Raw genomic sequence first — 25,717 nt, 5'->3', positions numbered from 1 at the left:
AGAGGTGCAGAAAAGCATGCGAGTACGGCAGATCGCGGCGGCGGCCGCCGCGGTGGCGCTGGCCCTGGGACTCACCGCCTGCGGCAGCGACTCCGAGGTCACCGGCGGCGACGCCCCCAAGAGCGTCGCGCAGAAGGCCAAGGACACCAAGAAGATCGTCATCGGGATCAAGTTCGACCAGCCCGCGCTGGGCCTGAAGAAGCCCGACGGCACCTACGAGGGCTTCGACACCGACGTGGCCCGGTACATCGCCAAGGAGCTGGGCGTCCCCGAGAGCGGCATCGAGTGGAAGGAGGCGCGGTCGGAGAACCGCGAGCCCTTCCTCCAGGCCGGCCAGGTCGACCTGGTCGTCGCCACCTACTCGATCACCGAGGCGCGCAAGCCCAAGGTGACCTTCGCCGGCCCCTACTACGTCGCGCACCAGGACACGATGGTCCGCGTCGACGACGACGTCATCAAGAAGGCCACCGACCTCAAGGACAAGAAGCTCTGCAAGGCCGCGGGCTCCAACTCCTACAAGCGCGTCACCGAGGGCCCGCCGGACGGCAAGCTGAACATCCCGGCCAAGACCGTGGACGCCTCCAGCTACTCCGAGTGCGTCGCCAAGCTCAAGAGCGGCGCGCTGGACGCGGTCACCACCGACGACCTGATCCTGGCGGGCTTCGCCAACCAGCAGAAGGGCGCCTTCAAGGTCATCAACGACCCCTTCACCGACGAGCTCTACGGCGTCGGCATCAAGAAGGGCGACAAGGAGACCTGCGAGGCCGTCAACAAGGCCGTGACCAAGATGTACAGCGACGGCACCGCCAAGACGCTGCTGGAGAAGCACTTCGCCGGCACCGGCCTGAAGCTGGCCACCACCGTCCCGCAGTTCGTGGGCTGCACCTGATCTGCCGCTGACTCTCGCCGCGCCGGCGTCCTCCACCGGGGGGCGCCGGCGCGGCCAGGACACCGTGGAGTGTCATGGATCAACTGTTCGACTTCAGCCCGGTCTTCGATCATCACGAGAAGATCCTCGAAGGTTTCGAGGCCACGGTGCGACTCGCCGTCGTGTCGGCGGTGCTGTCGCTGATCCTCGGCACCATCCTGGTGGCGATGCGGGTCTCGCCGACCCCCGTGCTGCGCGCCACCGGCACCTTCTACGTCAACGTGATGCGGAACACCCCGCTCACGCTGGTGCTGCTGCTGTCCAGCCTCTGCGTGAGCGACACCCTGGGCATCCTCGTCTCCGACGACCCCCGCACCAACTACTACTGGTTCGGGGTGTTCGGCCTCTCGGCCTACACCAGCACCTTCGTCTGCGAGGCGCTGCGCTCGGGCATCAACACGGTGCCGCTGGGCCAGGCGGAGGCCGCCCGGTCGATCGGGCTGACGTTCACCCAGTCGCTCCGGATGATCATTCTTCCGCAGGCGTTCCGGACCGTGATCGCGCCGCTCGGCAGCGTCCTCATCGCCATGATCAAGAACACCACCGTGGTGATCGTCGCCAGTTACGCCGAGGCGGCGGCGTTCATGAAGGAGATGTTCGACGACTACGGCGCCTCGATCCCCATCTTCCTCGGCTTCGCGCTGGGCTTCATGGTGCTGACCCTGCCCACCGGCTTCTTCTTCGGCTGGCTGGCCAAGCGAATGGCGGTGGCCCGATGAGCGAGGCGAACGTCCTCTTCGACGCCCCCGGCCCGCGGGCCCGGCGGCGCAACGCGATCCTGACCGCGGTGTCGGTGGCCGTCCTGCTCGGCATCGCCGCACTGGTCATCTGGAAGCTCAACGAGGAGGAGCAGTTCCAGGGCCGGCTGTGGAGCCCCTTCATCGAGGGCGACGTCTGGACGAACCTGATCCTGCCCGGGCTGTGGAACACGCTGCGGGCCGCGCTGGTGGGCTCGGTGCTGGCCCTGCTGTTCGGCGCGGTCTTCGGTCTCGGCCGGCTCTCCGACCACTGGTGGATCAGGGTGCCCGCCGGGGCGGTGGTGGAGTTCTTCCGCGCCATCCCCCTGCTGATCCTCATCTTCCTGGCGTTCTTCGTCCCCCCGGCGGTCAGCCCGATCATCGCCACCGGCCCGCTGGGCACCTTCCAGCGGATGGCGGTGGAGAACTTCCTGTTCCTGTTCGGGGTGGAGATCAACTACGGCACCGTCACGGTCCCGGCCTTCGCCGCCCTGGTGTTCGGCCTGACCATGTACAACGGCTCGGTGCTGGCCGAGGTCATCCGGGCCGGCGTGCTGTCGGTGCCCCGCGGCCAGTCCGAGGCCGCCTACGCGGTCGGGCTGCGCAAGAACGGGGTGATGCGGCTGATCCTGCTGCCCCAGGCGATCACCGCGATGATGCCCGCGATCGTCAGCCAGATGGTCGTCCTGCTCAAGGACACCGCCCTGGGCTTCGTCATCGCCTACCAGGACCTGCTGCACGCCGGGTTCAAGCAGGTGCCGCCCAACTTCCACAACAACCTCATCCAGGCCGCCATCGTGGTCGCGGTCATCTACATCGCGATCAACCTGGCGCTGAGCCGCCTGGCGACCTGGCTGGAGCAGCGCAGCCGGCGCAGCACCAAGTCCGCCGCGCGCACCCTCACGGCCGAGGGCGCCCCGCCCGCCGCCGGCCTCGGCCCCGTCTGAGCCGAGGGAGGGAGCGGAGCGGCCCGCGAGGGACGAGCGGTCCGCGCAGCGACCGAACGAGGCGAAGAGGGACGGGAATCCCCGGTGGCCCGCCGGGGTTTCCGCCCCCGTGGACGATGTCGACGTGGTGGTGATCGGGGCCGGGCAGGCGGGTCTGTCGGCCGGGTACTTCCTGCGCCGGGCCGGGCTGTCCTTCGTGATGCTCGACCGCTCCCCCGGCCCGGGCGGGGCCTGGCAGTACCGCTGGCCGACCCTCACCCTGGGTACAGCGCACCGGATCCACGACCTGCCCGGGACGCCGCTGGGTGAGGCCGACGAGCACCGCCCCGCCGCCGAGGTCGTCTCCGGCTACTTCGCCGACTACGAGCGCGCCCACGACCTGCGGGTGCGGCGTCCCGTCCGGGTCACGGCCGTGCGGCCGGGCCCGGACGGCCGGCTGCTGGTGGAGGCCCCGGCGGTCCGGTGGTCGACCCGGGCGCTGATCAACGCCACCGGCACCTGGCACCGGCCGTTCCGGCCCTACTACCCGGGTGCCGGCACCTTCCGCGGCCGGCAATCGCACACCGCCGACTATCGGGGGCCCGCGGACTTCGCGGGCCGCCGGGTCGTGGTGGTGGGCGGCGGCACGTCCGCCGTGCAGGCGCTGCTGGAGATCGCCCCGGTCGCGGCCGGGACCGTCTGGACGACCCGCCGGCCACCGGTCTGGAACGACGGTGTCTACGACGCCGACCGGGCCCGGGAGGCGGTGGCCCGGGTCGAGCGGCGGGTCCGCGCCGGGCTGCCGCCCGGCAGTGTGGTGAGCGCCACCGGGCTGGCCCGCACCCCGCAGGTGCGGGCGGCGATGGCCGCCGGCGTCCTCGATCGGCGGCCCATGTTCGACCGGATCGTCCCCGGCGGGGTGGCCTGGGACGACGGCACCGAGTTCGCCGCCGACACGATCCTGTGGGCGACCGGGTTCCGCCCCGTGATCGAGCATCTGGCGCCGCTGCGGCTGCGCGAACCGGGCGGCGGGATCCAGGTGCTGGGGACCCGGGCGGTTCGGGATCCTCGCGTCCACCTGGTCGGTTATGGTCCGTCTGCGAGCACCGTCGGCGCCAACCGGGCCGGGCGCGTGGCCGTCCGGGAAATCCGGGAACTGCTCGCCGCGCGGACCGCGCTCGGGGCTTGACCCGCATGCCAAGTGAGGCACGTCACCTTGGCGATCCACCTCGTATCTTTACGAGCTCAACTATGGGGTCATGCCCCCAATCACCACCCGTTTGCGGGACGATTCGGGTATGACCGCTCGCGTTACCCAGCCCTACGGTTCCTGGCCCTCCCCCCTCTCCGCCGCGGACGTCGCCCGCGCCCGCCGGCGCCTCAGTTTCCCCACCGTGCGCGGCGGCGACGTGTGGTGGCAGGAGACCCGGCCCGAGGAGGGCGGACGCACCACGGTCATCCACCTTTCGGGCGACCGGCACACCGAGCTGCTGCCGGCCCCATGGGATGCGCGCACCCGGGTGCACGAGTACGGCGGGCGGTCATACCTGCCGATCGGCACCGGCTCCGGGCCCGCCCTGGTGTTCGCCAACTACGAGGACCAGCGGCTGTACCGGCTCGACCCGGGCGACGCCGCCCCCCGGCCGCTGACACCCGAACCGGCGATCCCGGCCGGGTTGCGCTACGCCGACCTGGTGTCGTCGCCCGACGGGTCCGAGATCTGGTGCGTCTGCGAGGGGCACACCGCTGACGGCGTCCGCCGGGCCATCGTCGCCGTCCCGCTCGACGGCGCCGCCGCCGAGGACGCCGCGGCCGTCCGCGAGATCGTCGGTGGGGCCGGCTTCTACGCCTCCCCCACCCCCTCGCCGGGCGGCGACCACCTGGCCTGGGTGCAGTGGAGCCACCCGCGGATGCCCTGGGACGGCACCGAACTGCGGGTCGCCGTGCTGGAAGACGGCAAAGCCTCCGCCCCGCGCACGGTCAAGGGCGGGCTGACCGAGTCGGCGCTGGCCCCGCTCTGGCGCGACGAGCGCACCCTGTACGTGATCTCCGACTGGTCCGGCTGGTGGAACATCTACCAGGTGGGCCTGTACGGCGAGTCGCCGCAGGCCCTCTACCCGGCCGAGGAGGAGTTCGCCGGCCCGCTCTGGCAGCTCGGCGGCTCGCCGTACGCGCTGCTGGAGGACGGGCGGCTGGCGGTCCTGCACGGGGAGGGCGACCAGCGGCTGGGCATCATCGACCCCGAGACGCTCGAACTGATCGAGATCGAGTCCCCCTACACCGACTGGCAGATGGCGCTGTCGGCCGACGGCTCGACGGTCGTCGGCATCGCCGGCGCCCCCACCCGCTCCGCCTCGGTGGTCCGCGTCGACACCGCCGCCCTGCGGGTCGAGGAACTGCGCGCCGAGATCGCCGAACTGCCCGACCCGGCGTACCTGCCCGTCCCGCAGGAGGAGCGGCTGGAGGGGCTGTTCGGCCGGCCCGTGCACGCCTACGTCTACCCGCCGACCAACCCCGAGGCCGAGGGGTCCGAGGGCGAACTGCCGCCGTACGTGGTCTTCGTGCACGGCGGGCCCACCAGCCGCGTCTCCAGCGTGCTGAGCCTGGAGCGGGCCTACTTCACCAGCCGCGGCATCGGGGTCGTCGACGTCAACTACGGCGGTTCCACCGGTTACGGCCGGGCCTACCGCGAGCGGCTGCGCCGGCAGTGGGGCGTGGTCGACGTCGACGACGCCGTCGCAGCCGCCCAGGCGCTCATCGCCCGCAAGCTGGCCGACCCCAAGCGGATCGCGGTGCGCGGCGGCAGCGCCGGCGGCTGGACCACCCTGGCCGCCGTCACCCGCACCGAGGTGTTCCAGGCCGCCACCTCCTACTTCGGGATCAGCGACCTGAAGACCTTCATCGAGGAGACGCACGACTTCGAATCGACCTACCTCTTCGGGCTGATCGGCCCCATGCCGGGCTTCGAGCGGGCCTACGAGGAGCGGTCGCCGCTGACCAACGCCGACCGCACCGCGTGCCCGGTGCTGATGCTCCAGGGGCTCGACGACCCCATCGTCCTGCCCGCGCAGTCGGAGAAGTTCGCGGCGGCGCTCAAGGACAAGGGGGTGCCGCACGCCTACATCGCCTTCACCGGCGAGTCGCACGGCTTCCGCCGGGCAGAGACCACCATCGCCTGCCTAGAGGCCGAACTCGCCTTCTACGGGCAGACGCTGGGGTTCCAGCCGCCCGGGGTGAACCCCATCGAGCTGCAGTGACCGTGCCGTCGGGGGTCAGCGGGCGAACTCGGTAGCCCGCGACTCGCGGACGACCGTGACGCGGATCTGCCCCGGGTAGGTCAGCTCGCTCTCCACCCGCTTGGCGATGTCCCGGGCGATCACCTGGGCCTGGATGTCGTCGACCGAGTCCGGCTTCACCATCACCCGGATCTCCCGGCCGGCCTGCATGGCAAAGACCTTCTCCACACCCTCGTGGTTGGTCTTGGCGATCTCCTCCAGCCGCTCCAGCCGCTTGACGTACGCCTCCAGCGACTCGCGGCGGGCGCCCGGGCGGCCGCCGCTGATCCCGTCCGCGGCCTGGGTCAGCACCGCCTCGATCGTCCGGACCTCGACCTCGTTGTGGTGCGCCTCGATGGCGTGGACGACCTCCTCGTCCTCCCCGTAGCGGCGGGCGATCTCCGCGCCGATCAGCGCGTGGCTGCCCTCCACCTCGTGGGTCAGTGCCTTGCCGATGTCGTGCAGCAGGGCGCACCGCTTCAGCAGCGGGACGGGCAGCCGCAGTTCCGCCGCCATGACACCGGCCAGGTGCGCCGACTCGATCAGGTGCTTGAGGACGTTCTGCCCGTAGGAGGTGCGGTAGCGCAGCCGGCCGAGCAGGCCGATCAGCTCGGGGTGCATCTCGGTGACGCCCAGTTCGACGAGGGCGTCCTCACCAGCCCGCACGCACAGGTCCTCCACCTCGGTCTTGCTGCGCTCGTAGATCTCCTCGATGCGCTGCGGGTGGATCCGGCCGTCCAGCACCAGTTTCTCCAGCGTCAGCCGCCCCACCTCCCGGCGCACCGGGTCGAAGCAGCTCAGCAGGACGGCCTCGGGGGTGTCGTCAATGATCAGGTTCACCCCGGTGGTCGTCTCGAACGCCCGGATGTTGCGGCCCTCGCGGCCGATGATGCGGCCCTTCATCTCGTCGCTCGGCAGATGCATCACCGAGACCACCGACTCGGTGGTCTGCTCGCTGGCCACCCGCTGGATCGCCAGCGTGACGATCTTGCGGGCGCGCTTCTCGCCCTCCTCCCGAGCGGCGCTCTCGATCTCCCGGGTGACCAGGACCGCCTCGCGCTTGGCCTGGTTCTCGATGGCCGCGACCAGTTCGCTCCGGGCCTGGTCGGCGGTCATGCCCGCCACCTGCTCCAGCACCGCGCGCCGCTGCTCGTCGAGCCGGTCGAGTTCGGTGCGGCGCTCGTCCTGGGCGCGCCCCGCCTCCTCGATCCTGGCGGCGCGCTCCTCCAGCCGGCGCGCCTCGGTGTCGAGTCGTTCCTCGCGCTCGGCCAGCCGGGATTCGCGGCGTTCCACGTCCTCGCGCAGGGTCGTGATCTCGTCCCGGCGCTGCCGGGCCTCCTCCTGCTCGGCCCGGGCGCCGTCCGCATGGGTTCGCGCCTGCTCCTCGGCCCGGCGGACGATCTCCTCGGCGTCCGACTCGGCCCGCGCCCGGATCTCCCCGGCCTCGCGGCGCACCGCGTCACGTTCGTCCTCTGTGGGGGCGGGCTCGGGCGGAGGGCCACCAGGGCGGCGCAGCACCACGATGAGAAGAGCGACCAGGGTCACCACCAGCGCGGCACCCAGCAGAACGCTCTCCATGGCGCAGACCCTTCCTCGGCGCGGCCCCTCCCGGTCAAGGAGCCCTGCAACGCGAGGGGTCATCCGCACCCGGCGGCGTGCGAGCCTGCGCCGGGCAGCCGCCATCGCCCGGCCCCTCACCTTCGGGGCCGGCCGGTGTCAAGCCCGCTCGGCCGCGGGTGGCCGAAGTGTGTTTCGCCAGGCCTTTCAGACGCGCTACCGTGCTTGGTCGTATGGCAATCCGCAGTGCGCGGAGTAACTCCTCACTGCCGCAACGGTAAGCGTCCAACAAGTAATGAGCAAGCAAACCCCGGGCATTCCGGACTAACCGTACGACGGCGTCAGGACTTCCTCACCGCCCACCCAACCCCGGCCGCACCGAGGGCCAGGGCCGGCCGACCAGCCGGAAAGCACCTCGCACCGGCCCGATCAGTCGTCCGGCGCAGCCTCTGGGAGATCGTCCACAACCGCACCCTCCGCGGCAAGGGCGTCCTTGACCACCCGGTAGGCCAGGCCCGGCGAGTACCCCTTACGGGCGAGCATCCCGACCAGCCGTCGCGTCCGCCTGACCGGGTCGAGCCCCCGGGTGCCGCGGAGCCTGCGATCCACCAGCTCGCGGGCGGTTCGCTCCTCCTGCTCGGGATCCAGCTCGGCCACCGCCTCCTTGACGGTGTCATCGGCGACACCCCGCTGCCGCAACTCCGCGGCCAGTGCCCGCCGGGCCAGCCCGCGCCCGGCATGCCGCGACTGCACCCACGCCTGGGCGAAGGCCGCGTCGTCGATCAGCCCGACGTCGGTGAAGCGGCCGAGTACCTGCTCGGCCACCTCCTCCGGCACGTTCTTCCGGCGCAGCGCCTCGGCCAGTTGGGCCCGGGTACGCGGTGAGGCGGACAGCAACCGAAGGCAGATCTCCCGTGCCACCGCCACCGGATCGGCCGGTGGCCGGCCCGCCCGGTCAACCTCCGCCCGGTCAACCTCCGCATGGTCGCCTCCGGGCCCAAGCCGCCCGCCGGACGTCATCGGCCGCCGACCCGCGAGCCGGCGGCCGGAGCACACACGCCCCGCGCCACCCGGACCGTCACCGCACGGTACGAGCCGGGCAGCGCGTGCGGATGCCGAGCGGCGGCGCCATCGGGGAAGAGGTCCGCTCGGCCGAACCGATGCGGTGAATGACGCCGCCACCCCTCAGAGGAGATCATCGCCCACTCTTCGTCAGGAGTCACCCATCTCGGGATATTTACCGTCAGGAATCACCCGGCTTGGGAGTCCGGGGAGCGCGCCGGCCATTGGAAGACCCCGCGGTGACGGGCGGCGGCGAGGCGGGAGCCATGGCCGGAGGAGCCTCGGCCTCCTTGTCGACCCGCGGACCCACCCCCAGCTTCTCCTTGATCTTCTTCTCGATCTCGTTGGCCGTGTCGGGATTGCTCTTCAGGTAGTTACGGGCGTTCTCCTTGCCCTGCCCGAGCTGGTCGCCCTCGTAGGTGTACCAGGCACCCGACTTGCGGATGAAGCCGTGCTCCACCCCCATGTCGATCAGGCCGCCCTCGCGCGAGATGCCCTGCCCGTACATCAGGTCCATGTCGGCGACCTTGAACGGCGGGCTCACCTTGTTCTTCACGACCTTGACCCGCATCCGGTTACCGACCGCCTCGGTACCGTCCTTCAGCGTCTCGATCCGCCGCACGTCCAGCCGCACCGACGCGTAGAACTTCAGCGCCCGCCCACCGGTCGTCGTCTCGGGACTGCCGAACATCACACCGACCTTCTCGCGGAGCTGGTTGATGAAGACGGCGGTGGTCTTGGTCTGGTTGATGGCGCCGGTGAGCTTGCGCAGCGCCTGGGACATCAGGCGGGCCTGGAGGCCGACGTGGCTGTCGCCCATCTCGCCCTCGATCTCGGCGCGCGGGACGAGCGCCGCAACGGAGTCGATCACGACGATGTCGATCGCGCCGGAGCGGATCAGCATGTCGGTGATCTCCAACGCCTGCTCGCCGGTGTCGGGCTGGGAGACCAGCAGGGCGTCGGTGTCGACGCCGATCCGCTTGGCGTACTCGGGGTCGAGGGCGTGCTCGGCGTCGACGAACGCGGCGATGCCGCCGGCCTTCTGCGCGTTGGCGACGATGTGCAGGGCGAGCGAGGTCTTACCGGAGGCCTCGGGGCCGTAGATCTCGACGACCCGGCCGCGCGGCACACCGCCGATGCCCAGCGCGATGTCGAGCCCGATGGACCCGGTGGGGATGACCTCGATGGGAGCCCGCGACTCGTCGCCGAGCCGCATGACGGAGCCCTTGCCGAACTGACGCTCGATCTGGGCGAGCGCGGTCTCGAGGGCCTTCTCCCGGTCGTTTGCTGCCATGAGATGCCTGTCCTATCCCAGGTCTGCGCCTGGCCGTCTGGCCCTGTCGGGTCCACTGCTTTGGCTTGTCGGGGGCGACGTTACGGTGCCCCACCGACAGAGTGCGAGATGCCGTCGTCACTGTGGACAACGTCGCTTGCGATCTCCACCCTACCGAACATCCGTTCGATCATGGCCCGAGTCTCCGGAATGACCGGATTATCCGTGCGCCGGGTCCGGTCCGCCCCGTACGCTGGCGCCGTCCAGGGAGGGCGTGCCATGACGCTGACCGTGCTCTTCTGCGCCGACCCGGTGAACCCGCGGCGCGTCGACCCCCACTTCGCCCGCGAAGCCGCGGCGGTCCGGGATCACTACGGCGACGTCGTCCTGCTCGACCACGACGCGTTGCAACACGGTGACGTCGCGGCGGCGGTGCGCCGGGTACCGGCGGACCTGGGCCCGGTGTGGTACCGCGGCTGGATGGTGACCAGCGCCGAGTACGCCCGGCTGGCGGCGGCACTGCGCGAGCGAGGCACATTCCTGGTCGCCCACCCGCTGGACTACCAGCGCGCCCACGAGCTCCCCGGCTGGCACGACACGTTCGCGGGCCTGACCCCGCCCAGCGTCTGGTGCGAGCTGCGCCCCGGAACGGTCCCGGCGGCCCGTGACCTCGGCGAGCTGGTCCGGCCGCTGGCGACGGGCCCGGCGGTGGTCAAGGACTACGTGAAGTCGCGCAAGCACGAGTGGTACGAGGCCTGCTACGTCCCGGACATCCGGAACACCGGGCGGCTGCACGCGGTCGTCCAGAAGATGATCGAGTTGCAGCGGGAGTTCCTGGCGGGCGGGCTGGTGGTGCGCGAGTACGAGGCGTACGCCGGCGGCGAGGCCCGGGTGTGGTGGATCGACGGCGAGCCGGCGCTGATCGGCCCGCACCCCGACACCCCGGAGGTGGAGCCGTTCCCGGTGATCGACGCGGTGGGCCCGGCCGTCCGGGCGCTGGGCTGCCGGTTCATCACCACCGACCTGGCCCGCCGGACGGACGGCCAGTGGCGGGTGGTGGAGGTCGGCGACGGTCAGGTCAGCGACCTGCCGAGCACCGTCGACCCGATGGACCTGTACGCGCAGCTGCCGGTGCCCGAGTGAGCGGCTAGCGCAGCCGTTCGGGGACGTCGAAGGTGGTGCAGACGGCCCGCCACACGTCCTTGGCCGACTCACCGTCGGCCAGCGCCTGCTCGACGGTGCGGCCGCCCAGTTCGGCGAGGACGTGGTCTTTGGCCACGCTGGGCGCGTAGGTCTCGCCGAACTGCTGGTTCATCCGATCCCAGAACACCGTGAGCCGCACCCCACCACCGTAGCGCCCGGCGCGTTCTGTCGGTGGCACGAGGCAGGATGGACGGATGAGCGGCGACGTCCCCGGCGCGATTGCCTCCTTCTCCCCGGCCACCCGCGCGTGGTTCGCCGGGGCCTTCGCCGAGCCCACGGCCGCGCAGGCCGGCGCGTGGGCGGCGATCGCCCGCGGCGAGCACACCCTGGTGGTGGCGCCCACCGGTTCGGGCAAGACCCTGGCGGCGTTCCTGTGGTCCATCGACCGCATCGCCACCACCCCGGCCGGTGCCGATCCGAAGGCCGACCCGAGGCGGCGCTGCCGGGTGCTGTACGTCTCGCCGCTGAAGGCGCTGGCGGTCGACGTCGAGCGCAACCTGCGGGCCCCGCTCACCGGCGTCCGGCAGGCGGCGCGCCGGCTGGGCCTGCCCGAGCCCGCCGCCGAGGTGGGCGTCCGGTCCGGCGACACCCCCGCCGACGAGCGGCGCCGGCTGGCGGCCCGGCCGCCCGACATCCTCATCACCACGCCGGAGTCGCTGTTCCTGATGCTGACCTCGCAGGCACGCGAGTCGCTGCGCGGGGTCGAGACGGTGATCGTCGACGAGGTGCATGCGGTGGCGGGCACCAAGCGGGGCGCGCACCTGGCGCTGTCGCTGGAGCGGCTGGACGCGCTGCTCGACCGGCCCGCACAGCGCGTCGGCCTGTCGGCCACGGTCCGGCCCGCCGACGAGGTGGCGGCCTTCCTGGGCGGTTCCCGGCCGGCGACCGTGGTGCAGCCGCCGCAGGACAAGCGCTTCGAACTGGAGATCGTGGTCCCGGTCGAGGACATGTCCGAGATCCCCGCGGTCCCGGCCGACGAGACGGGGACGGCGCGCGGCATCTGGCCCCATGTCGAAGACCGGGTGCTCGACCTGATCGAGGCCCACCGGTCGACGATCGTGTTCGCCAACTCGCGCCGGCTCGCCGAGCGGCTGTGCGGCCGGCTGAACGAGCTGGCTTACGAACGCGCGCACGGCGAGGCGCTGCCCGAGAACGCCGCTCCGGCCGAGGTGATGGCGCAGGCCGGTGCGGCGCGCGGGGCCCCGCGCACGGTGGCCCGGGCGCACCACGGCTCGGTGTCGAAGGAGGAGCGGGCCGGTATCGAGGAGGCGCTCAAGCAGGGCCGGCTGCCCGCCGTGGTCGCCACGTCGAGCCTGGAGCTGGGCATCGACATGGGCACGGTCGACCTGGTGGTGCAGGTCGAGTCGCCGCCCTCGGTCGCCGGCGGCCTGCAGCGGGTGGGCCGGGCCGGCCACCAGGTGGGGGCGGTCTCCCGGGGCGTGCTCTTCCCGAAGTACCGCGGCGACCTGGTGCAGACGGCCGTGGTGGCCGAGCGGATGGCGCGGGGCCAGATCGAGGAGCTGCGCTTCCCGCGCAACCCGCTCGACGTGCTGGCCCAGCAGATCGTCGCGATGGTGGCGATGGACGAGTGGCCGGTCGACGAGCTCGAGACGCTGGTGCGGCGGGCGGCCCCGTACGCCGGCCTGCCCCGCTCGGCGCTGGAAGCCACCCTCGACATGCTCGCCGGGCGCTACCCGAGCGACGAGTTCGGCGAGCTGCGGCCGCGGCTGGTGTGGGATCGGGTGGCGGGCGTGCTGCGTCCCCGCCCGGGGGCGCAGCGGCTGGCGGTGACCAGCGGGGGAACGATCCCCGACCGGGGGCTGTTCGGCGTCTTCCTGGCCGGCGGCGAGCGGTCGTCCCGGGTGGGTGAGCTCGACGAGGAGATGGTCTACGAGTCGCGGGTCGGCGACGTGTTCGTGCTGGGTGCCAGCTCGTGGCGGATCGAGGACATCACCCCCGACCGGGTGCTGGTCTCCCCCGCGCCGGGGCGCCCGGGCAAGCTGCCGTTCTGGCATGGCGACACGCCGGGGCGGCCCGCCGAGCTGGGCCGGGCGCTGGGCGCGTTCACCCGGGAGCTGTCGGCGCTGGACTCCACCGCGGCGGCGGCGCGGGCGCGGGCGGCGGGGCTGGACGAGCGGGCGGCCCGCAACCTGGTGTCCTATCTGGCCGAGCAGCGAGAGGCCACCCGGCACCTGCCGGACGACCGCACCCTCGTGGTCGAGCGGTTCCGCGACGAGCTGGGCGACTGGCGGCTCGTGGTGCACTCCCCGTTCGGCGCACCGGTGCACGCGCCCTGGGCACTGGCGATCGCCGCCCGGCTGCGGGAGCGGTACGGGGTGGACGCCCAGGCGATCCACGCCGACGACGGCATCGTGCTCCGGGTCCCCGACACCGACGAGCCCCCGAGCCTGGACGCGGTGCTGTTCGACCCCGACGACATCGAGCGGATCGTGGTGGACGAATTGGGCGGCTCGGCCCTCTTCGCGGCGCGGTTCCGGGAGTGCGCGGCCCGCTCGCTGCTGCTGCCCAGGCGCCGTCCCGATCGGCGGATGCCGCTGTGGCAGCAGCGGCAGCGGGCCGCGCACCTGCTGGGCGTGGCGAGCAGGTACGCCTCGTTCCCGATCGTGCTGGAGACCGTGCGCGAGTGCCTGCAGGACGTCTTCGACGTGCCCGGCCTGGTGGGGTTGATGCGCGACCTGGCGGGGCGCGGAATGCGGATGGTCGAGGTGGAGACGCAGTCCCCGTCCCCGTACGCGCGGTCGCTGCTGTTCCACTACGTGGGCGCGTTCATGTACGAGGGCGACGCGCCGCTGGCCGAGCGGCGGGCCCAGGCGCTGGCTTTGGACTCCACGCTGCTGGCCGAGCTGCTGGGTCAGGCCGAGCTGCGCGAGCTGCTCGACCCCGAAGTGATCGCCGAGGTGGGGCGCGAGCTGCAGCGCCTGGCCGAAGACCGCCGGGCCCGCGACCTGGAGGGCGTGGCCGACCTGCTCCGCGCGCTGGGCCCGCTGACCTCGGCCGAGATCGCCGCCCGCACCGCCGCCGCCGAGGGCGACGCGGTCCGGTGGGCGGAGGAGCTGGAGCGGGCGCGCCGGGCGATCCGGGTGCGCATCGCGGGGGCCGAGCACTGGGCGGCGATCGAGGACGCGGGCCGGCTGCGCGACGCGCTCGGCACGCCCCTGCCGGTCGGGGTGCCCGAGGCGTTCCTGGAACCGGCCGGCGACCCGCTGGGCGACCTGGTGTCGCGGTACGCGCGGACGCACGGCCCGTTCCGGCCGGCCGAGGCGGCGGCCCGGTTCGGGCTGGGGGTCGCCGTGGTGACCGAGACGCTGCGCCGGCTGGCGGCGGCCGGCCGGGTGGTGGAGGGCGAGTTCCTGCCGGTCGAGTCGCTGGGCGGCCCGCCGCTGCCGGAGTGGTGCGACGCCGAGGTGCTGCGGACGTTGCGCCGCCGCTCGCTGGCCCGGCTGCGCGCCGAGGTGGAGCCGTCCCCGCCGGAGACGCTGGGCCGGTTCCTGCCGGCCTGGCACGGCGTCGGCGGCCGGCTGCGCGGCCTCGACGCGCTGGTGCAGGCGATTGAGCAGTTGCAAGGGGCGGCGGTGCCCGCCTCAGCACTGGAGTCGCTGGTGCTGCCGGTGCGGGTGCCCGGCTACTCCCCGGCGATGCTCGACGAGCTCACCTCGGCGGGCGAGGTGGTCTGGGCGGGCCGGGGCGGCCTGCCGGGCGGCGACGGGTGGGTGTCGCTGTACCTGGCCGACACCGCTCCGCTGCTGATCCCGGATCCCGTGGAGCCCACCCTGACCCCGGCGCACGCCGCGGTGCTGGACGCCCTGGCCGGCGGCGGGGCGCTGTTCTTCCGGGCGCTGTCCGACCGGGTCAACGCGGGGGGCGCGGCGATCCCCGACCAGGAACTGGTGCCGGCCGTCTGGGACCTGGCGTGGGCGGGGCTGCTGACCAACGACACGCTGGCGCCGCTGCGCTCCGCGCTGGGCGCGGGGCGGCCGGCGCACCGCGCCCGGACGGCCCGGCGGGGCCGGCCGGTACTGCCGTCGCGCACCGGCCCGCCCACGGTGGCCGGCCGGTGGTGGCTGCTGCCCGACCGCGAGACCGACCCCACCCGGCGCGCGCACGCGACGGCGGAGGCGCTGCTCGACCGGTACGGCATCGTGCTCCGGGGCGCGGTGGCGGCCGAGGGCGCGCCGGGCGGGTTCGCCGCGGTCTACCCGGTGCTGCGCGCCCTGGAGGAGGCCGGGCGGTGCCGCCGCGGCTACTTCGTGGAGGGGTTGGGCGCCGCGCAGTTCGCGCTGCCGGGGGCGGTCGACCGGCTGCGGGCGCTGCGGCCGGAACCGGAGCCGGAGCCCGCCGACCCCTGGTCCCCGCCCGCCGTTCCCGACCGGCCGAACGCGCTGGTGCTGGCCGCCGCCGATCCGGCCAACCCGTACGGCGCCGCACTGCCCTGGCCCGACCGGGGCGGTCCGGCGTCCGGCCACCGTCCTGGCCGCAAGGCCGGGGCGCTGGTGGTCCTGGTGGCCGGGCGGCCGGTGCTGTACGTGGAGCGAGGCGGCCGCACCCTGCTGTCGTGGGCGGACGATCCGGACGTGCTGCGACCGGCCGTCGACGCGCTGGCCCTGTCGGTCCGCGAGGGAACGCTGGGCAGGCTCACGGTGGAACGCGCCGACGGCGAGCCGATCAACGACTCGCCGCTGGCCGCCGCTCTGGAGTCCGCCGGTTTCCACCCCACCCCCCGCGGCCTCCGCCTGCGCGGCTGACCGGGCCCCGCTCCCAGGGGGAGCGCGGTCTCCTCCCTGCGGTGGAGGCACCGGCACGGCCGAGCTGAAACGATGAAGATCTGCGGGGAGAACCTGGTCAGGGGGCCAGGTCACCGCGGAACGGGGAGTGGAACATGACACCTACGGCACGGTGGGCCGTGGCCCGGCGACGCAAGAGATTGGTGATCACCCGTACGGTGCTCGAGCGCACCCTCTGGGAACCCCGGCAGGAGGAACCCGCCCGGCCGGAACCCGCCGGCGCCGTCCGGGTGCCCGCCGCCTGACGACCGGGCACACCTGCCACTGCACACGGGGCGAGCGGAGCGATCCGCTCGCCCCTCGGCTCAGACAGCGCCGCCCCCGACCTCCTCTCACTCACGATGCAGACCGACCCGCTCGCTCCCACGGCTCAGACAGCACCACCCCCGCCCTCACCTCACTCACTCACCACACAGACCGACCCGCTCGCTCCCACGGCTCAGGCGGTGGTCCCGGAGAAGACTTCCTCGCGCGCGCGTTCGAGGGCCGCGTGGAGGGCGCCGCGCAGGACGGGGTTGCCGTCGACGGTGCTGATCGCCACCTGGGGGCGGGTCGGGCAGATACGGCCGACCGCCCGCTCGATCCGCTCGGCCAGCGGGTCGCCGCCCGCCCGGCCGAACTGCCCGGCGACCACGATGAGCCCGGGGTCGAGCACGATGTTGACCGAGGCGACCCCGTAGGAGATCCGGGTGGCCAGCTCGTCGAGGAAGGCGCCCCCGCGGGTCTCGTCGGCGGCCGCCGCCCGGACGCACTCGACGGCGGTGGGCTCGGTGAAGCCGTGCGCCCGGGCCAGTTCCCGGACGGCGTCCGCGCCGATCAACGACCCGAACCCGCCGGCCAGCGTGGGCTTCCCCCAGGACACCGACTCGGTGACGGCGTCCGGCAGCGGCACACCGGGCACCGGGAGGTAGCCGATCTCACCGGCACCGCCGGACAGCCCCCGGTGCAGCCGCCCACCGAGCATGATCGACAGACCGATGCCCCGGTCCAGCCAGATCAGCGCGAAGTCCTCCGCCGTCCGCGCGGCCCCGTAGGCCCGTTCGGCCAGCGCGGCCAGGTTGACGTCGTTCTCCAGCACGACCGGCCGGCGCAGGTCCCGGGTCAGCCCGGCCAGGACGCCCTCGTGCCAGGCCGGCAGGTCGAAGGAAAATCGGACGTCGCCGGTGCGGGGGTCGACGACCCCTGGAGCGCCGATCACGAAGGCGTTCAGCCGGCGCAGCGCGACCTTGGCCGAGCGGCAGGCCTTCGCCACGGCGCTGCGCACCACGTGGACGGGGTCGTCGGCTCCGTTGGGATCCACCGTGACCTGGGCCATGGTCGCGCCGGTGATGTCGGCGATGCCGGCGATCACGCCGTGTGGGCCGACCTCCAGCCCGGCGACGTACGCGCTGGAGGGCACTACGGCGTACAGCGCGGCGTTGGGCCCGCGCCCCCCGGCCTGTTCCCCCACCACCTCCACGAGCCCGCGTTCCTCCAGCCTGGCCAGCAGTTGGGATGCGGTGACCTTGGACAGCCCGGTGCGCTCGCCGATCTGGGCGCGTGTCAGCGGCCCCTGCCCGAGCAGCAGCTCCAGCGCGGCCCGGTCGTTCAGCTCGCGCAGCAGCCGGGGGGTGCCGGGACGTTGGGGCATACTCGCGCTCCTTGTGGTCTCAATCCGCTAACAGACTGTTTTGTTTAGGAAAGTTTCTTGTTAGTTTACCGCCCAGGTGACACCCGAGAGGAAGTGCCCCGTGAGATTTCTGCAGGTGGCGGCCATAGCGGCCGCGCTCGCTACAGCGGCCACAGCCTGTGGCGGAGAAAGCACTCCGGAAGCAGAGAGCCCGGCCAAGCTCAACGTCTGGATGATGGGCGAGGGAACCCCGGAACAGACCAAGTTCCTCGACGGGGTCGAGGCCGAGTTCCGCAAGAAGCACCCGAACACCGACGTCGTCATCAAGTACGTCCCGTGGCCGCAGGTCGCGAGCACCTTCCAGCGTGCCGCGGCCGGGGGCGCCGGCCCGGACGTCACCGAACTGGGCAACACCGACGTACAGTCGCACATCGAGCAGGGCAATCTCGCCGACATCACCGAGAAGATGAACGGCTGGGCCGGCGTCAAGACCCTGAGCAAGACCGCGCTCACCAACGACCAGTCGGGCGGCAAGACCTACGCCATGCCCTGGTACGGCGGCGTGCGCGGCATCTGGTACCGCACCGACTGGTTCCAGGAGCTCGGCATCCAGCCGCCGAAGACCTGGGCCGAGCTGAGCGCCGCGGCCAAGAAGATCCAGGACGAGAAGGATGTGCCGGGCATCAGCGCCCCCAGCGACCAGACCAACGGCATCGTCAGCTTCATCTGGGGCGCGGGCGGCGAGGTCGCCGTCAAGGAGGGCGACAAGTGGACGGGTAAGCTCGACCAGCCGCAGGCCCGCACCGCGATCGACTTCTACGCCGGCCTCGTCACCCGGGACAAGGTCGCCCCCGCCAAGTACATCGGCAAGAACGAACTGCAGGGCCCGCAGCAGGACTTCGCGGTCGGCAAACTCGGCATGTACATCGACGGCAGCTGGGCCTTCAAGGAGCTCAAGAAGACCGGCGCCGCGAACGCCACCAAGTGGGGCGTCTTCCCCATCCCGTCCCAGAACGGCGGCAACGCTCCCGTGCTGGCCGGCGGCTCGGACCTGGCCGTCTGGAACGACAGCAAGGCCAAGGACGCCGCGTTCGAGTACATGGCCATCCTCAACGACAAAAAGAACGCCCAGGCATGGGCCGACTACAGCGGCTTCTCCTCGATGCACACCGACGTGAAGTTCAGCGACCCCGTCCTCGCCCCGTTCACCCAGATCGCGGCCAACCTCAAGATGGCCCCGCTGAGCTCCGGCTGGGCCGAGTTCGAGGGCACCAAGAAGGTCATCCCCACCCTGGTCAAGAACGTGATGCAGGGCAAGGCGCTGGACGAGGAGCTGAAGAAGGCCAACGACGAGGCCAATAAGCTGCTCAACCCGTGACCATGCTCGACACCGCCTCCCCGTCGCGGAGCGCGCCGGGCCGGAAGACCTCCGGCCCGGCGCGCCGCCGCCGCCCGCGCCTCGGCCCCTACCTGCTGATCCTGCCGACTCTGGTCGTCATCGCCCTGCTGATGTTCTGGCCGATGATCCAGATCGGCGTGATGTCCTTCCAGAAGGTCGGCAACCGCCAACTGCGCGGCGAACCCGCCGAAGCGGTCGGCACCGAGAACTTCCGCACAATCTTCGATGACCCGCTCTTCTGGCAGAGCCTCAAGCACACCCTGCTGTTCGGGGTGGTGGCCGTCACGCTCACCCTGGTGCTCGGAACGCTGGTGGGCCTGCTGCTCAACCGGCTGGGCAGGCGGATGTCGTCCTTCGTGGCGGGCGGCGTGATGGTCGCCTGGGCCACCCCACCGATCACCGCGGCGATCATCTTCTACTGGCTGTTCGGCAACACCGGCGGCGCCGTCAACTGGTTCCTGGACCTGCTGCCGGACGCCCTCGTCGGCGACGGCTGGGCCGACTACAACTGGTTCGCCTCCCCGTTGCCCACCTACACCGTGCTGACCATCTGCGTGGTCTGGCAGTCCTTCCCCTTCATCGCGGTGTCGGTGCTGGCGGGCCTGCGGAGCGTGCCGGGCGAGCTGTACGAGGCGGCGCGGGTGGACGGCGCCGGCGCCTGGCGCACGTTCTGGCAGATCACCTTCCCGCTGCTCCGGCCGATCTTCCTGGTGCTGACCGTGCTGTCGATCATCTGGGACTTCAAGGTGTTCACCCAGCTCTTCATCATGGCCGGGCTGGCCAACCGGGACGCCTTCAACCTCTCGCTGTACGCCTACTCCGAGGCGTTCGGCGGGATCAACCCCAAGCTCGGCATGGGCTCGGCGATCGCCCTGGTGCTGACGCTGCTGCTGCTGGTGGTCACGGCCGCCTATGTCCGGATCATGGTGCGTCAGGGGGAGACGAAATGAGAACCCGGGCCATGTTCAACGCGCTCGGCGTCCTGGTCTTCGTCCTGGCGGTCTTCCCGGTCTTCTGGATGGTCTCCACGGCCTTCAAGCCCAATGACGAGATCTTCAGCTCCACCCCGAAGCCGCTACCCGCCGACCCGACCGTGCGGCACTTCGACTTCGTGCTGAACGGCAGGATCGCCGAGACCTCGTTCTGGTCCTACTTCGGCAACAGCCTGCTGCTGGCGCTCGGCACGGTCGTCGTCTCGGGGCTGCTGGCCGTGCTGGCCGCGACCGCCGTGGCCCGGTTCCGGTTCACGTTCCGCACCACCTTCCTGGTGATGCTGCTGGTGGTGCAGATGGTCCCGCTGGAGGCCCTGGTCATCCCGCTGTTCCTGGACCTCAAACGGCTCACCCTGCTCGACAGCCTGGTCGGGCTGTCCATCGTCTACATCGGCTTCGCGCTGCCGTTCTCCATCTGGATGCTGCGCGGGTTCGTGGCGGCCGTGCCCCGGGAGTTGGAGGAGGCCGCGGCCATCGACGGCGCCGGGCCGGTGCGGACGTTCTTCACCGTGCTGCTGCCGCTGGTCGCTCCCGGACTGGTGGCGACCAGCATCTTCTCCTTCATCACCGCCTGGAACGAGTTCATCTTCGCCTTCACGTTCCTCGACGACCAGTCCAAGTACACCTTGCCGATCATGATGCAGTACTTCTTCGGACGCGGGGGGAACGAGTGGGGCCCGATCATGGCGGCCTCGACGCTGCTGTCCCTCCCCGTCATCGTGTTCTTCCTGCTGGTCCAGCGCCGGATGGTCTCCGGGCTGACCTCCGGGGCGATCAAGGGATGAGGATGACCGACGAGATCTCCCGGCTGGCCCGGGCCACGCTGCTGCCCGCCTTCAGCGGCGCCACCGCGCCCCGCTGGCTGCTGGACGAACTGGACCGGGGGCTGGCCGGCGTCACCCTGTTCGCCATCAACGGCAACGTCCCCGGTGCCGAAGAGCTGGCGGCGCTCACCCGCGAGCTGCGCCGCGACGCCGACCCGGTCATCGCCATCGACGAGGAGGGCGGCGACGTCACCCGGCTCGGCCACCTGACCGGCAGCCCCTACCCGGGGAACGCCGCGCTCGGCGCGGCGGACGACACCGATCTCACCCGGCGCGTCTACCGCTCGCTCGGCGCCGAACTGGCCGCGGCCGGGGTCGGCCTGGACTTCGCCCCCTCGGTCGACGTCAACACGGCCGCCGACAACCCGATCGTCGGAACCCGCTCCTTCGGCGCGGACCCCGCCCTGGTCGCCCGGCACGCGGCGGCGGCCGTCCAGGGCATGCAGGAGGCCGGCGTCGCCGCCTGCGCCAAGCACTTCCCCGGGCACGGCGCCACCGTGGTCGACTCCCACCTGGCGGTGCCGGCCATCGAGGCGGATCTGGCCCTGCTGGAACGCCGCGAACTGGTGCCCTTCCGGGCCGCGATCGAGGCGGGCGTGCAGAGCGTGATGACCGGTCACCTCGCCCTGCCCTCGCTCACCGGCGACGAGCCGGCCACGCTGTCACACGCCGCGATCACCGGGCTGCTGCGCGACCACCTCGGCTACCAGGGCGTCATCGTCACCGACGCCCTGGACATGAAGGGGGCCAGCGGCGACATCGGCCTGCCCGAGGCGTCCGTCCGGGCGCTGCGCGCCGGAGCGGACCTGCTGTGCCTGGGCTCCCGCGAGTACGGCGCGAGCGTCCAGGCGATCGTCGACGCGGTGGTCGCCGCCGTCCGGTCCGGTCGGCTGCCGCACGAACGGCTGGCGGACGCGGCCGCGCGGGCCCGGCGGCTGACCTTCCGCCCCAGCGGCACGACGGCCGACCGGGCGCTCGGGCTGGCCGCCGCCCGGCGCGCGCTGCGGGCGACCGGCCGGCCGGCCGTGCCGAGCCCGGCCCTGGTGGTGGAACTGGAGGCGCCCGGCAACATCGCGGTCGGCCCGGTCCCGTGGGGGCTGGGCGGCTGGACCGGAGACGGCACCGACGTGGTCCGGGTGGCGGGCGCCGAGGCCGATCCGGCCGCCCTGCTGGAACGCGCCACCGGCCGGGGCCTGGTCGTCGTGGTCCGCGACGCCCACCGCCACCCCGATCAGCGCAAGCTGACCGAAACGCTGCTCGCGGCCCGGCCGGAGGCGGTCATCGTCGAAATGGGTCTGCCGATATGGCGTCCCGAAGGCGCCGCCCACCTGGCCACCTACGGCGCGTCGAGCGCGAACGCCCGGGCGGCGGCGGAGTTCCTCGGCCTGATAAGGACACCCGGATAACCCAACCAGTCCTACCGACAAGGGATAATCAATTCCATGCGATTGTCCGCCCGGGTCGACTACGCACTGCGCGCCGCCGCCGAACTCGCAGTCGCCGGCGATCGTCCGGTGACCGCGGTCCAGCTCGCCCAGGCGCAGCAGATACCGCCCAAGTTCCTGGAGAACATCCTCGGCCAGCTGCGCCGCTCCGGTCTGGTCCGCAGCCAGCGCGGCCCCGAGGGCGGGTACTGGCTGGCCCGCCCGGCCGACCAGATCTCCATGGCCGACGTCATCCGCGCCATCGACGGCCCGCTGCTCGGGGTGCGCGGCGAGCGGCCCGAGCACGTCGGTTACGAGGGGCCCGCCCGGTCCCTGCAGGACGTGTGGATCGCGCTGCGCGCCAGCGAGCGGGGCATCCTCGAACAGGTCATGCTGGCGCACATCGCGACGGGCGACCTGCCCCCGCAGGTGCGCAAGCTGACCGAGGACCCCGAGGCGTGGGAGAGCCCGGCCTTCCGGTGATCCGATGCCCGAGGGCGACGTGGTCCACCAGACCGCCCGGCGGCTGCACGCGGCGCTGGCCGGCCGGGCGCTGACCCGCGCCGACTTCCGGGTGCCCGGGGCGGCCACCGCCGACCTGCGCGGCCGGACGGTGACCGAGGTCGTCGCCCGCGGCAAGCACCTGCTGATCCGGGTGGCCGGCGGGCTCACCGTGCACGTCCACCTGAAAATGGACGGCGTCTGGCTGATCCGCCCGGCCGGCGGCACACCACCGCGTGACCACCGCGTCCGGCTGGTGCTGGCCAACGCAGGGTGGGAGGCGGTGGGACGCTCCCTCGGTGTGGTCGAGTTGCTGCGCACCGCCGCGGAGGACACGGTCGTCGGGCATCTCGGCCCCGACCCGCTCGGTCCGGACTGGGATCCGGCCGAGGCCGTCCGCCGCCTCGCCGAGCGGCCCGATCAGGAGATCGGCGACGCGGTCCTCGACCAGTCGCGGCTGGCCGGGATCGGCAACATCTACAAGGCCGAACTGCTGTTCCTGCGCGGCACGCACCCGTGGCGCCGGGTCCGCGACGTTCCCGACCTGCCCGGGCTGGTGGATCTCGCGCATCGGCTGCTGGCGGCCAACCGGGACCGGACCGGCCACATCACCACGGGCGACCGCCGGCCCGGCCGGGAGCACTTCGTGTACGGCCGGGCGGGCCGGCCCTGCCGCCGCTGCGGCACCCCGATCCGCCGGGCCGAGCAGGGGCCGCCGGGCCGTGCGCGGATCGCCTTCTGGTGCCCGCGCTGCCAGCCGGAGGCATGAGAACGGCCCCCGGCGGGGTGCCGGGGGCCGTGTGCGATCGGCGGGTCAGTGCTGGACCGTGAACATCCAGCGGTGCTTCTCCAGCTTCGCCGTGATGTCGATGAGCAGGTCCTGGGTGACCGGGTCGGGCTTCTCCGTGGACTCGACGCGCTCCCGGAACCGGGCGATCAGCTGCCCCAGAACGTCGGACAGCGCGCTGACGACCTTGTCATCGGCGAGGTAGCCGAGCTCCAGTTGTGGCAGGGCCGTCCGGTCGGCCAGGGTGCGGGCCCGGCCGTCGGGGTTCAGCCCGATGGCGACCGCGCGCTCGGCGACCCGGTCCTGGTACTTGCGCGCGAACGCCACGACCTCGTCGAGCTGCTCGTGCACGGACTTGAAGTTACGGCCGGTGATGTTCCAGTGAGCCTGCTTGGACACCAGCGCGAGGTCGATCAGATCGATCAGGGAACGCTGCAGGGCATCCCCCGTGACCTTCAGGGCATCGTCGGACAGCGGGCTCTTGACCGTCGCCACCATTGGCGGGCTCCTTCCCAGACGATGAAACGGACTATCCGTTACAACGCCTCACAGTGCCCACCCATAACGGATCGAATCGTGACCCTCAGCACCACCTGCGCGGGAATACCGCTGGTCAAGGTCAAGCCGCGACCATGTCGGCGCGGAACTCTCCGGTGATCTCCTCCGGCGTGGCCGGGATCGTCTCGGCGTCGAGCCGCTCGTGCTCGGGCGGCGCGCCCGCCATGACGGGCTCGTGCTGCAGTTCGGCCAGTGCGAGCTGGTCTGAGACCTCGCGCAGGACGTGCGACAGCGGGACCCCGAGAGCTCGGCAGATCGAGGCGAGCAACTCCGAGGACGCCTCTTTTTGCCCTCGCTCGACCTCGGAAAGGTATCCCAGGGAGACTCTCGCCGCCGCCGACACTTCACGGAGGGTGCGACCCTGGCGCAGCCGCAGCTGCCGCAGAACGTCGCCGAGCAGCTGGCGAAGCAGGACCATCGTCTCGCTCCCTCCCCAGTTCGGACCATCTGTCGGTTCCACCGTACCCGGCTTTACGTTGGGCGCGGCAGACCGAGGATTTCGTGTTCGCTTGGAACGTAACGCTGTAATCAGCCCAACCCTTCCCGATCTTCCCGAGCCTGCTCCCATTCGTACCGGGCGCCAAGCCCCAAAATGGAGCGTCTTAGCAGGTCAAGAGCGTGCACAACGGTCATCCGACGTACCAGCGGTCGAACTCCGGCACTGGCCGCGGGCAACGGCAACCCCGGTGTGACCACTACCGGCTCCGTGCCCGGCCCGGCCACCGCCACGTGCACGGTGCCCACCGGATGCCCGTCCTGGGGCTCCGGACCGGCCACCCCCGTCACTCCCAACCCGTAGGAGGCGCCCAGCCGATCGCGCACCCCCACCGCCATCGCGACCGCCACCTCGGGATGGACCGGTCCGGACCGCGCCAGCAGATCCTCCGGCACCCCCAACAACGACGCCTTGAGCGGGGTGGCGTAGGCGACGACCCCGCCGACGTAGCTCGCGGACGAGCCGGGCATCTCACTCAGCTCCGCGCCCAGCGATCCGCCGGTGAGGGATTCGGCCACCGCGACGGTCTCGCCCCGCTCGACCAGCAACCGGTGCACCACCCGGTCGAGGGTCTCCTCACCGGCCCCGTAGACGTACCCGCCGAGCAGGTCGCGAACGAGTTCCTCCGCCTCCGCCAGCTGGACCGCGGCGTCCGGGCCGACCGCGTTGATCCGGATCTTCACCTCGGCGGGGTCGGGCAGGTAGGCCAGCTTCACCCCGGGCAGCGCCTCCACCGGGGCCAGCCGCACAGCCAGGTCGGACTCGCGCGCGCAGGCCGTGCGGAGCGTGCGCCGCCGCGGCGGCGGGCCGGACATCCGCGCCACGAGCTCCGGCAGCACGCCCGAGGTCATGATGGCGCGCATCTCGTGCGGAACGCCGGGCAGTGCGTACACCACCTTTTTCCCGAATTTCCCGGACAGCTCCACCCGCAACCCGGGCGCGCTGCCCATCGGGTTGTCGATCGGGGTTCCCGTGGCCGGGATGTCGGCCATCCGCAGCGCCATGTCGTGCAGTGGCCGCCCGATCTCCGCCGACCGGCGACGCAGGCGCTCCACGATCGCCGGGTCGCGGACCAGTTCGGTGCCGGCCGCCACGGCCAGCGCGTCCCGGGTCAGGTCGTCGTAGGTGGGGCCGAGCCCGCCGGTGACGATGGCCGCGTCGGCCCGGTGCAGCGCCGCGGTGACGGCCTCGACGATGACGTCCAGTTCGTCGCCCACCACCACGCTGCGGGTGACGACGGCGCCGGCCGCCGCCAGCGCACGGCCCAGCCAGGCCGCGTTGCCGTTGATCGTGTCACCGAGCAGCAGCTCGTCTCCCACCGTCACCAGCTCGACGCGCATCCGGACCCCTCGCCGTAGTGATCG

The 25,717-nt window shown here is 72.2% G+C and carries 22 protein-coding genes; 14 read left to right on the top strand and 8 right to left on the bottom strand.

Annotated features, from left to right (window positions below):
• Nucleotides 1-16: 16 nt before the first annotated feature.
• From DPM19_RS27140 to DPM19_RS27120, 5 genes are all read left to right on the top strand, one after another.
• Entirely contained in the window at nt 17-889 is an 873-nt protein-coding gene (locus DPM19_RS27140; protein WP_111870892.1) for a glutamate ABC transporter substrate-binding protein, read from the top strand.
• Nucleotides 890-963: 74 nt separating this feature from the next.
• Nucleotides 964-1,647 carry an amino acid ABC transporter permease gene (locus DPM19_RS27135; protein WP_111870891.1) on the top strand — a complete coding sequence of 228 codons (684 nt, stop codon included), beginning with the start codon at nt 964-966 and terminating at the stop codon, nt 1,645-1,647.
• Entirely contained in the window at nt 1,644-2,612 is a 969-nt protein-coding gene (locus DPM19_RS27130; protein ID WP_111870890.1) for an amino acid ABC transporter permease, read from the top strand. Before DPM19_RS27135 ends, DPM19_RS27130 begins: the two co-directional genes overlap by 4 nt.
• A gap of 109 nt (nt 2,613-2,721) precedes the next feature.
• Complete coding sequence (locus DPM19_RS27125) at nt 2,722-3,780, top strand: NAD(P)-binding domain-containing protein (RefSeq protein ID WP_111870889.1); 1,059 nt, start codon at nt 2,722-2,724, stop codon at nt 3,778-3,780.
• 109 nt (nt 3,781-3,889) lie between these two features.
• Nucleotides 3,890-5,848 carry a S9 family peptidase gene (locus DPM19_RS27120; RefSeq protein ID WP_111870888.1) on the top strand — a complete coding sequence of 653 codons (1,959 nt, stop codon included), beginning with the start codon at nt 3,890-3,892 and terminating at the stop codon, nt 5,846-5,848.
• A gap of 15 nt (nt 5,849-5,863) precedes the next feature.
• Here the strand turns inward: DPM19_RS27120 and rny are convergent, their stop codons facing one another.
• From rny to recA, 3 genes are all read right to left on the bottom strand, one after another.
• Entirely contained in the window at nt 5,864-7,444 is a 1,581-nt protein-coding gene (gene rny / locus DPM19_RS27115) for a ribonuclease Y (protein ID WP_111870887.1), read from the bottom strand.
• 408 nt (nt 7,445-7,852) lie between these two features.
• Entirely contained in the window at nt 7,853-8,479 is a 627-nt protein-coding gene (gene recX, locus DPM19_RS27110; protein WP_267900918.1) for a recombination regulator RecX, read from the bottom strand.
• Between the two features lie 187 nt (nt 8,480-8,666).
• The gene (gene recA, locus DPM19_RS27105; RefSeq protein WP_111870885.1) at nt 8,667-9,779 is read right to left on the bottom strand and encodes a recombinase RecA; all 1,113 of its coding nucleotides are present in this window, start codon (nt 9,777-9,779) and stop codon (nt 8,667-8,669) included.
• Between the two features lie 258 nt (nt 9,780-10,037).
• Between recA and DPM19_RS27100 the strand changes: the two genes are divergently transcribed.
• On the top strand, nt 10,038-10,901 hold the full coding sequence (locus tag DPM19_RS27100) for an ATP-grasp domain-containing protein (protein WP_111870884.1): 864 nt from the start codon (nt 10,038-10,040) through the stop codon (nt 10,899-10,901).
• Nucleotides 10,902-10,905: 4 nt separating this feature from the next.
• On the opposite strand, the gene DPM19_RS27095 is transcribed toward DPM19_RS27100, so the two are convergent.
• Complete coding sequence (locus tag DPM19_RS27095) at nt 10,906-11,100, bottom strand: DUF3046 domain-containing protein (RefSeq protein ID WP_111870883.1); 195 nt, start codon at nt 11,098-11,100, stop codon at nt 10,906-10,908.
• Between the two features lie 55 nt (nt 11,101-11,155).
• Here DPM19_RS27095 and DPM19_RS27090 point away from each other — a divergent pair, with 55 nt between their 5' ends.
• Together DPM19_RS27090 and DPM19_RS35455 are read left to right on the top strand one after the other, a co-directional pair.
• The gene (locus DPM19_RS27090; RefSeq protein ID WP_111870882.1) at nt 11,156-15,724 is read left to right on the top strand and encodes an ATP-dependent helicase; all 4,569 of its coding nucleotides are present in this window, start codon (nt 11,156-11,158) and stop codon (nt 15,722-15,724) included.
• A 134-nt stretch (nt 15,725-15,858) separates the two neighbouring features.
• On the top strand, nt 15,859-16,008 hold the full coding sequence (locus tag DPM19_RS35455) for a hypothetical protein (RefSeq protein WP_158566910.1): 150 nt from the start codon (nt 15,859-15,861) through the stop codon (nt 16,006-16,008).
• A 194-nt stretch (nt 16,009-16,202) separates the two neighbouring features.
• On the opposite strand, the gene DPM19_RS27085 is transcribed toward DPM19_RS35455, so the two are convergent.
• A complete protein-coding gene (locus DPM19_RS27085) occupies nt 16,203-17,393 on the bottom strand; it encodes an ROK family transcriptional regulator (RefSeq protein WP_111870881.1) in 1,191 nt (396 codons plus the stop codon).
• Between the two features lie 100 nt (nt 17,394-17,493).
• Here DPM19_RS27085 and DPM19_RS27080 point away from each other — a divergent pair, with 100 nt between their 5' ends.
• Genes DPM19_RS27080 through DPM19_RS27055 form a run of 6 tightly spaced genes read left to right on the top strand, consistent with a single transcriptional unit; the run spans nt 17,494 to nt 23,281 of the window.
• A complete protein-coding gene (locus tag DPM19_RS27080) occupies nt 17,494-18,750 on the top strand; it encodes an extracellular solute-binding protein (protein ID WP_111870880.1) in 1,257 nt (418 codons plus the stop codon).
• A gap of 2 nt (nt 18,751-18,752) precedes the next feature.
• On the top strand, nt 18,753-19,721 hold the full coding sequence (locus DPM19_RS27075) for a carbohydrate ABC transporter permease (protein WP_111870879.1): 969 nt from the start codon (nt 18,753-18,755) through the stop codon (nt 19,719-19,721).
• Nucleotides 19,718-20,548: a carbohydrate ABC transporter permease gene (locus DPM19_RS27070; RefSeq protein ID WP_111870878.1), complete on the top strand. Its 831-nt coding sequence runs from the start codon at nt 19,718-19,720 to the stop codon at nt 20,546-20,548. The genes DPM19_RS27075 and DPM19_RS27070 overlap by 4 nt, the downstream gene beginning before the upstream one ends.
• Nucleotides 20,545-21,993, top strand: coding sequence for a glycoside hydrolase family 3 protein (locus tag DPM19_RS27065; protein ID WP_407642572.1), 1,449 nt, complete (start codon nt 20,545-20,547; stop codon nt 21,991-21,993). The genes DPM19_RS27070 and DPM19_RS27065 overlap by 4 nt, the downstream gene beginning before the upstream one ends.
• A 36-nt stretch (nt 21,994-22,029) precedes the next feature.
• Nucleotides 22,030-22,494 carry an RrF2 family transcriptional regulator gene (locus DPM19_RS27060; protein ID WP_111870876.1) on the top strand — a complete coding sequence of 155 codons (465 nt, stop codon included), beginning with the start codon at nt 22,030-22,032 and terminating at the stop codon, nt 22,492-22,494.
• A gap of 4 nt (nt 22,495-22,498) precedes the next feature.
• Nucleotides 22,499-23,281 carry an Fpg/Nei family DNA glycosylase gene (locus DPM19_RS27055; protein WP_111870875.1) on the top strand — a complete coding sequence of 261 codons (783 nt, stop codon included), beginning with the start codon at nt 22,499-22,501 and terminating at the stop codon, nt 23,279-23,281.
• Nucleotides 23,282-23,326: 45 nt separating this feature from the next.
• Here the strand turns inward: DPM19_RS27055 and DPM19_RS27050 are convergent, their stop codons facing one another.
• From DPM19_RS27050 to DPM19_RS27040, 3 genes are all read right to left on the bottom strand, one after another.
• Nucleotides 23,327-23,797, bottom strand: a complete 471-nt coding sequence (locus tag DPM19_RS27050; protein WP_325050291.1) for a Dps family protein — start codon at nt 23,795-23,797, stop codon at nt 23,327-23,329.
• A gap of 121 nt (nt 23,798-23,918) precedes the next feature.
• A complete protein-coding gene (locus DPM19_RS27045; RefSeq protein ID WP_111870874.1) occupies nt 23,919-24,275 on the bottom strand; it encodes a helix-turn-helix domain-containing protein in 357 nt (118 codons plus the stop codon).
• Between the two features lie 110 nt (nt 24,276-24,385).
• Nucleotides 24,386-25,693 carry a CinA family nicotinamide mononucleotide deamidase-related protein gene (locus DPM19_RS27040; RefSeq protein ID WP_111870873.1) on the bottom strand — a complete coding sequence of 436 codons (1,308 nt, stop codon included), beginning with the start codon at nt 25,691-25,693 and terminating at the stop codon, nt 24,386-24,388.
• Nucleotides 25,694-25,717: the final 24 nt, after the last annotated feature.

It is taken from the genome of Actinomadura craniellae (genome assembly GCF_003289645.1).
Classification (GTDB): Bacteria; Actinomycetota; Actinomycetes; order Streptosporangiales; family Streptosporangiaceae; genus Actinomadura_D; species Actinomadura_D craniellae.
The sequence above is the reverse complement of the archived record's forward strand: the minus strand, read 5'-3'. Positions and strand labels throughout refer to the sequence as shown.